Annotated in this window: 15 protein-coding genes and 1 tRNA gene; 9 read left to right on the top strand and 7 right to left on the bottom strand. The window is 62.2% G+C overall.

Annotated features, from left to right (window positions below):
* Positions 1–88: 88 nt before the first annotated feature.
* The 4 genes from FQ330_RS03275 to FQ330_RS03260 form a co-directional block, all read right to left on the bottom strand.
* On the bottom strand, positions 89–310 hold the full coding sequence (locus tag FQ330_RS03275; protein ID WP_146355196.1) for a hypothetical protein: 222 nt from the start codon (positions 308–310) through the stop codon (positions 89–91).
* 235 nt (positions 311–545) lie between these two features.
* Positions 546–749: a hypothetical protein gene (locus FQ330_RS03270; protein ID WP_146355194.1), complete on the bottom strand. Its 204-nt coding sequence runs from the start codon at positions 747–749 to the stop codon at positions 546–548.
* 175 nt (positions 750–924) lie between these two features.
* Positions 925–1,000 (bottom strand) — tRNA-Ser (locus FQ330_RS03265).
* Between the two features lie 91 nt (positions 1,001–1,091).
* Positions 1,092–1,334 carry a hypothetical protein gene (locus FQ330_RS03260; RefSeq protein ID WP_146355192.1) on the bottom strand — a complete coding sequence of 81 codons (243 nt, stop codon included), beginning with the start codon at positions 1,332–1,334 and terminating at the stop codon, positions 1,092–1,094.
* A gap of 289 nt (positions 1,335–1,623) precedes the next feature.
* On the opposite strand from FQ330_RS03260, the gene FQ330_RS13200 reads away from it, so the two are divergent.
* From FQ330_RS13200 to FQ330_RS03245, 4 genes are all read left to right on the top strand, one after another.
* On the top strand, positions 1,624–1,830 hold the full coding sequence (locus FQ330_RS13200) for a hypothetical protein (RefSeq protein WP_192575827.1): 207 nt from the start codon (positions 1,624–1,626) through the stop codon (positions 1,828–1,830).
* Complete coding sequence (locus FQ330_RS03255; protein ID WP_146355190.1) at positions 1,788–2,723, top strand: hypothetical protein; 936 nt, start codon at positions 1,788–1,790, stop codon at positions 2,721–2,723. Before FQ330_RS13200 ends, FQ330_RS03255 begins: the two co-directional genes overlap by 43 nt.
* Positions 2,724–3,018: 295 nt before the next feature.
* The gene (locus FQ330_RS03250) at positions 3,019–3,594 is read left to right on the top strand and encodes a hypothetical protein (protein WP_146355188.1); all 576 of its coding nucleotides are present in this window, start codon (positions 3,019–3,021) and stop codon (positions 3,592–3,594) included.
* A gap of 630 nt (positions 3,595–4,224) precedes the next feature.
* The gene (locus FQ330_RS03245) at positions 4,225–5,658 is read left to right on the top strand and encodes a hypothetical protein (RefSeq protein WP_146355186.1); all 1,434 of its coding nucleotides are present in this window, start codon (positions 4,225–4,227) and stop codon (positions 5,656–5,658) included.
* 79 nt (positions 5,659–5,737) lie between these two features.
* Here the strand turns inward: FQ330_RS03245 and FQ330_RS03240 are convergent, their stop codons facing one another.
* Positions 5,738–6,277: a hypothetical protein gene (locus tag FQ330_RS03240; RefSeq protein WP_146355184.1), complete on the bottom strand. Its 540-nt coding sequence runs from the start codon at positions 6,275–6,277 to the stop codon at positions 5,738–5,740.
* A 644-nt stretch (positions 6,278–6,921) separates the two neighbouring features.
* On the opposite strand from FQ330_RS03240, the gene FQ330_RS03235 reads away from it, so the two are divergent.
* The 5 genes from FQ330_RS03235 (at position 6,922) to FQ330_RS03215 (ending at position 11,511) form a co-directional block, all read left to right on the top strand.
* Positions 6,922–7,899: a hypothetical protein gene (locus FQ330_RS03235; RefSeq protein WP_146355182.1), complete on the top strand. Its 978-nt coding sequence runs from the start codon at positions 6,922–6,924 to the stop codon at positions 7,897–7,899.
* A gap of 494 nt (positions 7,900–8,393) precedes the next feature.
* Positions 8,394–8,744 (top strand): hypothetical protein, encoded by a 351-nt coding sequence (locus FQ330_RS03230; RefSeq protein ID WP_146355180.1) that lies wholly within the window; start codon positions 8,394–8,396, stop codon positions 8,742–8,744.
* 228 nt (positions 8,745–8,972) lie between these two features.
* Positions 8,973–9,650: a SprT-like domain-containing protein gene (locus FQ330_RS03225; RefSeq protein WP_192575826.1), complete on the top strand. Its 678-nt coding sequence runs from the start codon at positions 8,973–8,975 to the stop codon at positions 9,648–9,650.
* Between the two features lie 322 nt (positions 9,651–9,972).
* Entirely contained in the window at positions 9,973–10,491 is a 519-nt protein-coding gene (locus tag FQ330_RS03220; RefSeq protein ID WP_146355176.1) for a hypothetical protein, read from the top strand.
* Positions 10,492–10,614: 123 nt separating this feature from the next.
* Positions 10,615–11,511, top strand: a complete 897-nt coding sequence (locus tag FQ330_RS03215) for a hypothetical protein (protein ID WP_146355174.1) — start codon at positions 10,615–10,617, stop codon at positions 11,509–11,511.
* Between the two features lie 105 nt (positions 11,512–11,616).
* Here the strand turns inward: FQ330_RS03215 and FQ330_RS03210 are convergent, their stop codons facing one another.
* Together FQ330_RS03210 and FQ330_RS03205 are read right to left on the bottom strand one after the other, a co-directional pair.
* A complete protein-coding gene (locus tag FQ330_RS03210) occupies positions 11,617–12,249 on the bottom strand; it encodes a hypothetical protein (RefSeq protein ID WP_146355172.1) in 633 nt (210 codons plus the stop codon).
* A 117-nt stretch (positions 12,250–12,366) separates the two neighbouring features.
* Positions 12,367–13,113, bottom strand: coding sequence for a hypothetical protein (locus FQ330_RS03205; protein ID WP_146355170.1), 747 nt, complete (start codon positions 13,111–13,113; stop codon positions 12,367–12,369).
* Between the last annotated feature and the right edge of the window lie 160 nt (positions 13,114–13,273).

Raw genomic sequence — 13,273 nt, 5'->3', positions numbered from 1 at the left:
CTACTGCTGAGGTTCTCGCCGGGTGGTTGAGACGGGAAACCCCCGCGAGCTCGGCTGTGGGCTGCGGGGGTTTCTTCGTTTTTCGAGGTCAGTTGGCGGGGATGATGAACCATCCGCTGTTGCTGTTGCTGCTGTGGATGTGTCCGATGCCCATGTTGGCGAGGGAGGTTGCGGTGCGGTGGGTGTGGTTGCTGACATAGATGCCGTAGATTTCGCCGGCCTTGGGGGTGAGGTTGCGAACTTCGTTGGCGAGTTGCTGTGCTCGGTTGAGGAGGTAGCTCTGTGGGAAGGAGAGTTTGGTTTTCGTCATGGCGTTTTCCTTGGTTGGTGAGAGGTTTTCTCTCGTTGTCTTACTGAATACCTAACGGTTGTTGTCGCGGAATTGGTCGTTTCGGGCTGTTTTCGGGCATCTATTTTGGACTTTTTTCACGCGATTCCGCCGCAGCATCATGTCCTCACTGCCGTATGAAAGTCCTGTCAGGTGCGGAGATGACAGAAGCCCCGCACCGTGAGGGTTGGTGCGGGGCTTCTGTGGCGGTTCAGTGTCAGGCAGTGCCGAAGATGGTGCTGATGGCTGTTGCCCATACTTCTACCATCCCGTTGAGGAAGGTTGCGATGAGTGCGGGGACATCAGTGTCGGTAAAGGTGGCGAGGTAGACGAGGACGAGGATGATGCCGACGAAGATGAGGGTGAAGAGGTCGATTTCACCGCGTTCGTTGCGGTCTGTGATGTCGGTGCGGTTGGACATTGGTTTCTCCTGTTAGGTGGAAGCGAGGCTTCCTGTGTGGTCTTGCTTTATACCTAACGGGCTGCGATGTAGGAGTGGTCAGTTTTGGCTGTTCTCAGCGAACTTCTTTCAGAGAGTTGCAGTTGCTGTGGTGATGGTCAAGGGGCAGACACTGTGTGGTGCGCCTGCCCCTTGGTGGTCTCACAGAGAGGACTCGAACCTCCATTCGCGCCCTCAGTAGGGGTGTGCTCATCCGGTTGAGCTACTGCGAGTTGGTCTTCAGCCGCATGAAAGTCCTGACGGGCAAAAGCGGAACCCCCGCACCTGTCGCTTGGTGCGGGGGTTCGTTTCCTTTCGTGAGGTTCAGGAGGCGGTGTTGCTGCGGAGCTTGCCGGTGAGGTAGAGGCCGGCAGTGATGGCGAGGACGGTGATGGTGCCGGGGAGGGAGGCGGTGATGAACTCTCCTGCGAACATGCCCACGAGCTGCACGAGGGCGACGGTGATGGCGATGCCGATGACGACTGCGATCCCGAGGATGATGCCGCCGACGACGGAGCCGGTGAGTGCGAGGAGGGCGGTTGGTGCTTTGCGGGTGATGGTGAGCATGGTCGGTTCTTTCGTGTCGGTGAGAGTGCTTCTCTCGGTGTCTTGCTTTATACCTAACGGGCTGTGTTGGCGGAGTGGTCTCTTTTGACCGTTTCGCGGCAGCTTTCTCCGAGATTGGCGATGTCCTCACTGCCGTATGAAAGTCACCTGCCCGTGAAGCCGCACAACAAGGGATACGACTGCCGAGCGGAGCGTGGTCGTTAGGGATGGGTTACAGCATCCCTGCTGCCTGCCCGAAAAGGAACGTCAGATGACTCACCCATCCCGCCCACCTCGCTACTTCACTCGAGTGCTGATCCTCGCCGTGTTCGGGTTGTCGCTCGTCTTCTGTTTCTCAAGGCTCTCCAACGCCTTCATGGAGACCGACCCACTTCTGTCCATCGTTCTAATGCTCGCGGCGTTTCCTGTGACCGCCTGCTCGCAGTTCGCGTTCGACTTCCACATCCTCCACCCGTGGGCGACACGCTCCGATGCGGCATCACAGAAAGGAAAGTGATGAGCCACTCATCCCAACCAACACCTCGACGCTCGGCACAATCACGCAAGGCACGTTACGAAACCATCTCTACGACTGTTGCCGCTATCGAGCAGTCCGGCGCGCCTGCCGCTCGACTGTGGGAGCTGTGCACCCTGCCGGAGACCTCCTATGAGGGTCGCCGCTACCGCTACACAGCCGCGCTGTCACCCCGGACGCCCGCAGACCTCTTAGCAGTCTTGGCATCATCCGAGGGCGCCCTTATCCGTGAGGCTGTCGCCGCGAACCCGGCGTCATCGACCACCACGCTGACGCAGTTGGCAGCCGACGAGGTGCAATCGGTCGCTGTGGCGGTCGCCTGCAACCTCTCCTCGGGCGAGGATGCTCTGAGAGTGCTCGCAAGCGATGTCCGCGTAACCGTGCGCCTGTTCACCGCCATGCGGTTGGACGCTCCTGACGACGTTGTCGCGCTGCTCGCATCCGACAACAGCCAAGACGTTCGGGAACGAGCAGAGCTTGCTCAGTACATGTACGAAGGGCAACTGCCGTCAGTGGAGCGAGTACGCGCAACCATCACTGACAACCTTGGCGTGACCGCCGACACCAAAGCGGTCCTGCCTGCCGCCTTGCAACTGCCGGACACCAAAGGTCGCTTCCGTGTGACGAAGAACGATGGAGCCACCACCGTCTACCTTCGCCGCTTCTCTGCTCGCAAGACCGCGTTCACAGCCGTGTGGACTGAGGACGAGAAGAGCGGTCGAGTGTTCCGCTCTCCGCGTGCAGCTCGTGTCGCGTTGGATGATGCGGTCTTCGCCTCGCATGACTACCCCATCAGAAGTGGGTCGATCAACTGCGATCCGTTCGCCATCGTCCGCGACGACGGCTCCTCACTCCGCCACTACCCGAGAGTGTGACGCCCCGCCTCGAAGCCCCGCAGGGTGTCGCATCCTGCGGGGCTTCTGCGTCCCCTGCTCGTCGTCGCCGGCCTCTGCGTGGTGGACCTGTATCGTGCGGCTTTGGCAGAACTTCCGATACTCACTGTGAGAGACCGGCGGAGGATGTCTGCGGTCAGAGAGGAAGCGAACGATGACTTGGAATGGCGCTGTCTCCTTCTACGGGGACGAGTCGTGGCTGCGGGGGGTTGCTGAGCGGTTCCGTGTTGCTCCGGCAGAGAGGCCGGCAGACGGGTGGGCTGATGAGCTTGTGCGGATGCTCGCCGCAGAAGGCGTGGATGCGGTAGTTCCTTCGGCACCCCTGCACAGCACGGTGACGCTTCACGACACTCCTGCTTCTGTGTGGTTGGAGGTGACTGCCGAAGCGAAGGACAGCCTCGATGACCTGCTCGCTGTCGCTGCCCGTGAGCTGCCGTTCTCTCGCATCGTCAGCGAAGGCGACATCAACGAGTACGACCACGCGTACATGGAGTGGGAGGCAGGCTCGCTGACCTACGGGTATAGCGACGTGATGGAGGATTTCCGCGTTCCGCAGTCGGCTCCCGCCTATGTGTGGCACGGCACCCGTACCGAGCAGGTGGCTGACGGTGAGCGTTCCCGTGAGCTGTGGAAGCTCGATGACGAAGAAGCGTCCCCGCAGGAGGTGGCTGCGGTTCTCCTCCGTGCCGAGCAGACAGGCGACGAGGGTGCCGCCGTGAGCCACATCCTCGAGCGCCTGATGGCTGACCCTCGGGTGAGCGAAGCTCTGCTCCGCCACGAGGACAGCGTCCTACGAACCCTTGCGAGCGAGTGGGTCAGCACCGCGTCTGCTACCTCCACCACCTCACACTGAGGGGCGGATGCCTGCACCTGCAGTATCCGTTTACCGATATCAAGGGTGTACAGCAAAGAGGTTCTCCTACGAGCTGCTGCCCCTGAACCGATCCGAAGCCCTGACAGGCTCCCCCTCGGTCATGGGAAGCAAGGGTGGTGGATGACCTGCTCCCTACCGACAGGCCCCTCGCCTTGACAGGCTCCCCGAAGGAGCCGGAGGTTGGAGGGGTTCTGTCGTTCCTGCCTGAAACTTTTTCACCGATCTTGCGCACTCTCGACTTCTTCTGCCGATAATGAATGTGTAGAAGCACGGTGAGTGTTTCCCCTCGTGTCAATAGCTCGGAAAAGGCTACTCACGGTTCGGGGATGCGAGGACCGGCTATCTCTGCAGAGTAAGAACCCCCGTCTCAAGGACCGAAATCCTTGACGGGGGTTCTTCTGTTGTCCGCCGCAGCGCCGCCACCGGTGTCCCTCGTGCCGCATGAAAGTCCTCTTGCAGGTCAGAGCGGTGCTCCCTCCCCTGCCACCTCTCGATGGCGAGGTTCCCCATCAGTCGGCACAGTCACACGACCCTGCCACTTTTACCGTTTCTGACCGATATCTACTGCGAGGCTTCACAGCCCGCGACACAGACCACGGAAGGAACCCCATGACGAACGACATCTACGGCGAGGAAGCACCCGAGAAGTTCTACGACGACCGCAACCCGAAACCATCACTGTCTGATGACATGTATGACGGCGAGTTCATCGACCCTGACGAGGAGGTATTGGAGCGCGAGTCGCTCACGAAGCGAGCCGTCAAGGCGACCGGACGAGCAGCTTGGAGCGGCACCAAGAGCCTCGGCAATAAGGCACTCGAGAGCGAAGGCGGTCAGAAGTTCTTCGGCTACGCCGTCGTCGGTGTGCTCGTGTTGCTCGGCTTGTGGTTCGCATCTCAAATCCCGTGGTGGAACGCCACCCTCGACCGCGTCGTCTACAACAACGTCGCCGTGCAGGCAGACGACCAAGGAGCCGCAGGTGACCGCATCACCGGCGAATGGGTCGGCACTGACACCTACGGCACGGTGTGGCACTTCACCCTCGAGGAGGAAGGTCTCATCTCCTCCATTACTACCGCCGAACGTACTGACGGGATGCTGCCCTCCCTCGACACGTTGTTGCCAACAGGGAACCCTGACCGCTCCTCTTGGAACATCAAGGACGGCACCATCCGCTTCGCAGAGGTGAAGGACGGGGTCTCGCTCAAGTTCGACATTGAGGAGGTTCGCCCCGTCGATGGCGAAGGAGCGGCTACCGCTCTGATTCTTTCCTCCGGCTTCGGTCAGGAGCTCGGACAGCGGAAGCTCCTTGTGGAACGTCCCGACAGCCTCACGGCTGAGGGTCCCGATGGGGAGCCTGTCGTCCTCGACGGCATCGCCGGTTCCGTATGGAGCGGCAACGTCGGCTTCGACAGCGGCTTCTTCCGCTTCGACGCTGACGGCAGCGGCATCCTCCGCGTCGGCGGCAATGAGCGCGCATGGCAGGTGTTCCCGCTCACATGGGAGCGGACCGACATGCTGAACGGAAGCCCGGTTGAGCGCGGCGAGTACGTCCGCATCACCGTCCCGGAGGCCGGCAAGAAGGGCACCATCGTCCTGAACGGTTCCGCCCCTGCAGGAGCAACCCGCATCAACTTGGACGGCAACGACGGGAAGGGCGAGGTGATCGAGGCAACCGTCGCAGCCGTCCTCGGTGCGTACGTCCCCGTCGCAGAGAACTCCATCCCTGACACGGTGTGGGTCGGCACGACCGGCAGTGAAACCCGCGCAGCTGTGCGGTTCCTCGCTGACGGCACAGGAGAGCTGACGATCACAGACTTCGGCTCCGACAGCTTCGACATCACGTGGACGTTGGAGCAGGCAGCAGCAGGGCAAGCCCTGACCGTCACTGTGCTCGATGCGGACTACTCCGGTGCCACCATCACCTACTCCGGCATCACTTCCCCGTACGGGCAGGACCTGTCTCTCGCAGGAACCTCACCTGATGGGGAGCCGATCACGATGACGCTGAAACTCGCGGACATGAAGCCCGTGGAAGGCTGACACTCCCGCTCTCGTAGACGAGCGACAGAAGAACCCCCGCACCACCTGTCTCGGTGCGGGGGTTCTTAGTGCGTGTAGGTCAGGAGGCGTTCTGCTTGATGCGTCGGACAGCCTCGAGTGCCGCCTCTGCTTCCGCTTCTGCCTTGTCCGCGAGGTTGCGGAGCTGCCGCTGTGCGGTGTTCGCGCGCTTCCGCGCGTCCGCGAGCTCCTCACCGACATCCTTCTTCTTCTGCTCGAGGCGAGCGACCTCGACGCTGAGGCGGTCAGCCTCCTCAGCGAGAGCGGTGAAGTCGGCGGTGAAGTCGCCCGTCGTCCTCGCGGAGCCGGCCTTGGAGGCACGGGGCTTGCCCGAGTTGGCACGCGGCTGCGGCTTCTTCTCCGCCGCCATCTTCTTTGCGTCCTCGTAGGAGGTGCCCTCGGGAACCCACCCTTCCGCGATTGCGGCGGAGAGGGGAACCTGCACTGCGCGGGGACCCTTCTTGCCCGTGAAGACCGCGCCGTGCTTCTTGGTGAGGCGGTCGCGGAGGTCCTTGTCGTCGCGGATGGCGGTGTTACCGCCGGTGAGGGCGATGATGTCGCCCTGCGTGAGAGCCTCGCTGACGGTTGCGTTTTCAGCCATCAGTGCTCCTTCCCTTGTTCGTTGTGATCGTTGCGAGGCTCGGACATGAATGCCTTGCGTCCCCGCATCCTACGCGGCGATTGCTTCGCAACCACTCTCGCCCGGTCACCGCTGCATATAGAGGTGTCGCTCCGAAGCATCCGGTCACGAGCTCTCGACCTGTTACAGACCTGACCTCACTGCGAGGCAGAGCAGCTCGGATGGGTGCTCCGCTGCGTGTGCCGGGAGCCGGTGCTGAAGATTTTCCCCGAAAGCGTCAGAAAGTGCCGCTTCGCGGTGAGCCGGTCGTTAGGGATACAGCAACACGCCGGAAGAACTACTTGCGGCACTACACGAAAGAAGGAAGCCATGTCTCGCACCACTTACCCTCGGAACCTCTCCACCGCCTCTTGGATGAAATGGAACGACCTCGCTGATGAGGGAGTTCACACGCGGCAGAACGCGTGGGCGTACGGGGAGCAGACGGCTCCGCGTGCTCGCCGTAACCGCTTTGACGACGAAGACTGATCGTCCCGTTTCGGGAAGAAAGCTCCCCCGTTTGCCGATACTGATGGCAGGCGGGGGAGCGTTGTTTTCTCTCGCGTTCTTGCCCGTTAGGTATGTATCAGGTCAGGCATCTCTGACCGTGACGGAAGGACGCAACCATGTGTTACGCGAAACCGGGACCTCGTTGTTCCACCCATGCTGCTCAGCGGCTGACTGCCGCTGAGACCAAGCTCGAGCAGGCACGCAAGCTCAACGACCCGAAGAAGCATGAGCGTGCCCTCGTCGCTCTCGCTAACGCGAAAGCGGAGTATAAGCTCACACCTGACGGCATCGCCAAGCTGCGTGACGCAGGGCAAGACCTGTCCGCTGACATCGCTCAGTCCCGCCGTGACAAGCAGCTCATCGCGTACCGTGCGGCGAACCCAACTCTCGCTCAGATTGCTCAATGGTCCGAGGAGCGGTCTTACGCTCACGCGACCGGCGACACCACCCACCCGAAGGTGCTGACTGCGCTCTCACAGCATCGGAAGTGGCGTGTGCGTACCCTGACCGCAGAGAACGCTCGGACACCTGCTTCCGTGTTGGCGATCCTCGCTGACGAGTTCCCGCGACAGGTGGCATCCAACCCGTCCGCCCCTACCGAGGTGCTGTCCAAGCTCATTCACGACCCGCAGCACGCCTACTCCCCTGCCATGTTCGCCGCTCTACGGAACCCGAACACGACGGCTGCGGACAAGGAGGCCGGCATGGGCTACGTCACTGATGCTGAGGGTCGTTACACCGTTGGGGCTGCCGCTGTCCTGCTGTCCTCTCGTGACACTCCACAGAACGAGCTCTCGAGGTTGCTGTCCCACGGCTACTCCGTTGCCCGCCACCCGTCCTGCGGGAACACCCTCCAAACGGTCATCGCGTCCCTGCCTCCGCAGCAGCGGATGAATGGCGGCGTGGAGATGTGGTCGGAGCATCAGCTGCTGCTGTGCCGTGGCGACCTGACACCTCGTGCTCTGACTGCTCTTGCGCACACCTACACGAAGCACGCTGACCCTGACGAGCGGGAGGCGATGCTCTCCGAGGTGCTGTTCCATCGCGCCTGCCCGGACTACCTGAAAGAGGCATACGCCCGACAGGCAGCCTGATCCGCCCTGCTCCTTTCGTCACACGACTGCCCTACCTCTCCTCCCCGAGGTAGGGCAGTCGTCGTTCGCAGCGGATGCAATAAGAGCGTGGGACACCGGTTCGAGCTGTGTCGATGAGGCTTGGTTGGAGCCGCCCCTCTAAAGAGCGCGCGGAAGCGAAGCAGATGCTCCTGACCATCGCCGGTTTTGTTGGGCCCCCGGCTCTATATCCGAGCTGCTGAACCTCGGCTTTGCTCTAAGCCTTTCTAACGCGTTTTCCTGATGCGGGATGTCCGCTTACCCACAAACGGGGGCAAAGTCGCTCTGAGGGGCGTTTCTGCTCGTCCTTGGGGTGGATTTCGGTAAATGTGTGAATGCGGTTTGCGTCAGAACGGCTCTCAGGCGCTTTAAGCGGTTCCGGGACGGATGTCAGTCGGACCCGGCAGCTTTGTATCTGCCCCTCCAAACGGAGCGGGCGAGGGTCGGTCCGAGACCGCATCGGGAAGGTGAAGATGATGGCTGCCAAGCTCCACGAGAACGAGGTGTTCCTGTCGCTCGCGCAGGCTGCCTCCGTGACCGGTTCCTCCGAGGGTCGGGTCCGCTACAACAAGGAGAAGCTTGTAGGGGAGGGTGCCACTGTCAGCGAGGACGGTTGGCGTATCCCCGCGGCGGCTCTCATCACCCTCGGATGGGTGGATGGGGAGACCCTCACGGAGCGGCTGCGGTCGCTCTCCCTGTCGCAGGTTCAGCAGTTGGAACTCGAGGTCGCTCGGCTGCGAGCAGAGAACGAGCGGCTCCGAGCCGAGGTGGAGGAGCACACCGCTTCCTTCTCCGCACGCCTCTTCGGTGGTCGTCGCCGCAAGTAACCGCGCCACCGCCTGACCCCGGCTCCCTTGTTCGGAGCCGGGGTCTTCTCATGTCTGCCGGACTGCCGGCCTCTGCGCCGTTCCATCCGTCATGGAGAGCGCTGCTCCTGCTGTGTCCCTCATCTACCGATATTGACGGGGACACCTACCGAAAGGAGACCCATGTGTAGAAGCAAAGAGCAGGGCGGTCGTCGGTGCCCCGCAGGAAAGCGAAGCAGGAAACAAAGCGTGCAAGCTTCGATCCGCCCCACCGACATCCCCGCCACCGCGCCCTCCCAAGTGACCAATGCTCGTGCCGTGAAACTCGCGGCGCTGCTGTCGATCCCCGCTGAGGAGTGGTACGAGAAGCCTTGGAAAGAGCGGAAGACGATTGTGGAGGATGTCTTCCACGAAGCCCGCTCCCTCTCGGGTATCCGTGCCGAGTGGGGCGGATGGAACCGCCGCCAAGGCTCCTTGGGGATCACGAAGCAGACGATGACCTATTGGGATCAAACGCCCCGTACCTCCATCGAGCTCTCCGACACCGCGAACCGTCACACCACTCCCGCGACGTTCGCCAAGACCATCGCTCACGAGCTCGCTCACGCTCGTGCCGGGAACAGGAACGGACACAACGCGAAGTGGGCAGCCGACTTCGCTGCAGTCAATGAGGAGCTCGGTCTCGCCACCGAAATCCACGCAGTTCACCGTTCCGACGAGGTGGAGACCGCACAGTGGAAGAAGCTGCAAGAGGAGAAGGCAGCGAAGCCTCCCGTGTGGCTCGGTCTCTGCGCACAGGGGCACCGCTTCGGGGCCGGCAGGAAGGTGACCCGCTCCCACCTCTGCGTCAAGTGCCTCCGAGCAGGTCACCCCCGAGCAGAAGCCGCCATCACCTACACCCGCAACATCAACAAGGAGACCGTATGAACAAGCAGATCATCAGCGTAGACATCGACCCGGACACCGGCGAGGAGTGGGAGACCATCACCGAGCTCGATGAGCAAGGTCGTCTCGTGTCCGTCACCATCAGCTGACAAGACGCATGAGGAACCCCCGCGCCACTACTGAACGGTGCGGGGGTTCCTCATGCTCGGGCTACTCCACTTGCTTCCACGGATCGTCGGCTACGCAGAGGCGGCTCCAACCTCACGGTCATCGTGGCTGCTTCCTGCCCTCCCCGACCGATATTGACGGTGAAGCGTCAGCCGTGGAACTCCTACGACTGCCTGCTCGCATGGAAGGAACCATCATGACTGACCCGTACGACCGATCCCGCCTTGACGAACTGCTCGCGTCGCCCGACAGCGCCGTTCGGTGCGAAGCAGCCCGCAACCCATCCATCCCCTCGGAGGTGCTTGTCGAGCTCGCCGTCAGTGACGACGTAGAGGTGCTGCTCGGCTTGGCTGACAACCCCTCCGTGTCGGCGGACGTTCTACTCCTACTTGCCACCGCCGAATGCGAGGAAGTCCGACACGCTGTCGCCCACAACCGCGCGACCCCGACAGGCATGCTCGGCTTGCTCGCCTGCGATGTGGACGAGTACGTGCGACGGGGCGTGGCGGAGAACCGTTCTGCTCCGCTGCCCCTACTGCGTCTACTGCTGACTGACCCTGACGACGATGTGAGCTCGCACGCGTTCTCCACAGCAGTCAGCACCTTCTGCCCCAACGGCGCAGTGCCCACGGATGAGGACGCTTACGACGCTGCGGTGGAGCGGTTGGTGATGTGGTTGATAGCGACCGATCATCGTCAGTCCATCGACGCGTGACGAACTGAATTGAGCCGCCATCAGGCTCCGCCACCGTGAAACGCGGCACAGCGCCGTTCCGGCATCAGGTGTCGTTAGTGATGTAGCGACGGCACCTGAGCCGTCCACACGGAAGGAAAGACCATGACACACAAAGAGAGTCCAATCGAACCATCATTCATCGACCGGGCTTGGGATCGCGCCCGTCGCCATCTCGTCCCTGCGGGGACCGCGAGGCAATCCGCGGCGACAGTCGAGGAACACCTCGAGGCACACCTGAACGCGGAGACATTACGCGTCACCAAGGCGGCGGAGCAGCTGCTGAGCATCGACGGTGCCGACGAGCCGGTCTTCCCGGACTTCGATGAACAGTTCTCGGCGGTCCGTGTCGGCACCACTCATTCCGGCGAGGAGATGGTGATGCCTCTGACGCATACGCTCGTCGGTGGAGGCACCGAAGCTGCCCGCAAGGACTTCCTCCTCGTGGTGGCTCAGATGGCTCCTGACCACTCCGATGAGGTCTTCCACGGCGCTACGCCGTACCTCATGAACAGTTGCTTCAGTTCAGGGCATGACGCCGGTGACTTCGCTTACGCACTCAAGAGCGTGCATGATCAGATGCGGGACCGCATGGAGCGTGTGGTCACGCACGAATGTGACGATCATCCGATCATCCTGTTCATCGAAGACCTCGATTACTTCATCAAGCACCTTGATTCGGAGAGCGCTGCTCGCTTCGATGCGATCATGCGGACGGGACACGGCACCAACGTGTTCGTGGTCGCAGCGTCCGGGCGAGGAGTGGGTCGGCAACTCGTGAACTTCCGCAACCGCGTGCTGCTCCCCTCGGATGACAACACTTCCACCACGGTTGCGATGTTCCTCCCGCTACCGGTCACTTCATCGACCTTCTCGTACCCCGTCAATCGCGAGCAGGAGTACAGGATCGCCGCCAAACTGAACGTCGCGTTCTTGGACTCGGACTACCACGACGGGTCGCTGATGGAGATGATGTTCGTCCCCGTCTCCTTCGGAGCCTGACGGGGTAATCAACGAAGCCCCGCACCGCTCAGCATGGTGCGGGGCTTCGTTGATCTTCGGTACTGAGCGCCGAGGAGACGGGAGCATCCGTTATCTACCGGGCTGTCACGGCTCCGCAACCACAGGGCGTACCCACTCGAGCGGAGTGTTCCCGGCGACGAACCAAGCGTGGTTCAGTGCAAGCCATGCCTTCACCTCTTCCTCTCGGTCCACCCACCCCTGCTCAGCGGCGGACCGGAGCTCCTTGGTTTCGCTGTGCACGATGAGCCAAGCGATGCGGGATAGCGGAAGGGTTCGTCCGCGAGCGACACCGTGCACGGCTGCCCTGACCGCAGGCACCTCATCACGGTCAAGCATGAGCAGTTCCCATCCGGTCAATGACGGGTTGGAAGCCACTCTGCAGCGGATCAGCACGGAGGTGTCGAGCGCGAGGTTCGAGAGTGTGGGAAGTCGTGCGGTCGGATTTCCGGCTACGGCGTGACGAACCATGGGTGCCATGTCGAAGGCGAGCGCGTTCAGGGATGCGGGTGCGCTCGAGGGGTTCGCCCCGACGCGCATCCTGACCCACACGCTCTCATGCTCGCTCAGGTAGTCGAGCACCTGCTCCGATGTGCTCTCGTCGCCTGCGATGGTTCGGGTACTACTGCGCTGTAGTGCTTGGCGGAGGTACTCGAGGGCCTCTTCGTGAGCGATCCCGCGTGTGACAGGAAGGGCATCGACTTCATCGAGGAATGGCATACGGCTGACTATAGGGACCGCCACCGTCACTCGAATCGCGTCCGAGCGCATCCCCCCTGCGACGCACAGAAGCCCCGCTCCAACCTTCCACGTTGCGGGGCTTCTTGCGGTCGTGCGTCAGCAGTCGATGCTGCTCCTGATGTCCTCCGGGGTGGAGGGATGCCATGAGACAGCCACACGCACAGGCAGGTCCTCATCCTTGGCAAGGAGGGTGAGCACGTCGGGTGGTGCTGACGGGTTCTGCGCCACACCCACCCGAACCTCGGGGTGACCTCCCGCTCGCGCCTTCTTGATCACTGCCTTCAGCGCGAGCGGTGGTGACGACACATTGGCGGCGAGAGCGGACAGTACCCGCACGTCCTGCTCGAGCCGAGCGAGGCGGGTCAGGTCAGGTCGGTGTGAAGAAGGGTTGTCAGCGAGACCGAAGCGCGTCAGCACATGGTCGTCGGCTTCCCTCCACTGCTGCTCGGTCACGTCATCAGGCCGGCTGACGAACTCCTCGCAGGTGTTCAGCAGGTTCGGGTTCTCCTTCGCCCATGCGAGCTCTGCCGCCCATGCCCTGTTCAGCACCCATGAGGGACAGGTCGGGTTCGCCACGGTCATGGACTTCACCGTGTGGGAGCCGTTCTCCCACAGCCACCGCAGCACAGGCGGGGGCGTGCGTCGGTTCTGTGCCACCCCGAGCCTGACCGCAGGGAAGTGGAGCACGGAGAACGCTGTGAGGTCGTAGAGCGGGATGACCTCATCCTGAGCGAGGGCGTCGATGAGGCGGAAGATGTCCTCCTCCTCCCCCGTCATCGCCGCTTCACGGAACGCCCGCAGGAGAGCCTGCCCGTGCGGCGAGATGTCGCGTGTTGATGGCATCGCTTTCTCCCTCGCTTTCGCAAGCGATGTTGCTTGCTTCCTCCCGGTATAGGGGTGAGCGGTGACGTGTCGCAGAGGTCGTCCTCACTGCCGTATGAAAGTGCCGATATAGGAGGTGACATCGACCGAAAGGAAACATTGTGTGCCGTGCCCTATCTGA

It is taken from the genome of Agrococcus sediminis, assembly GCF_007923295.1.
In the GTDB taxonomy this organism is placed as follows: domain Bacteria; phylum Actinomycetota; class Actinomycetes; order Actinomycetales; family Microbacteriaceae; genus Agrococcus; species Agrococcus sediminis.
This window is presented reverse-complemented; position numbering and strand designations above follow the sequence as displayed.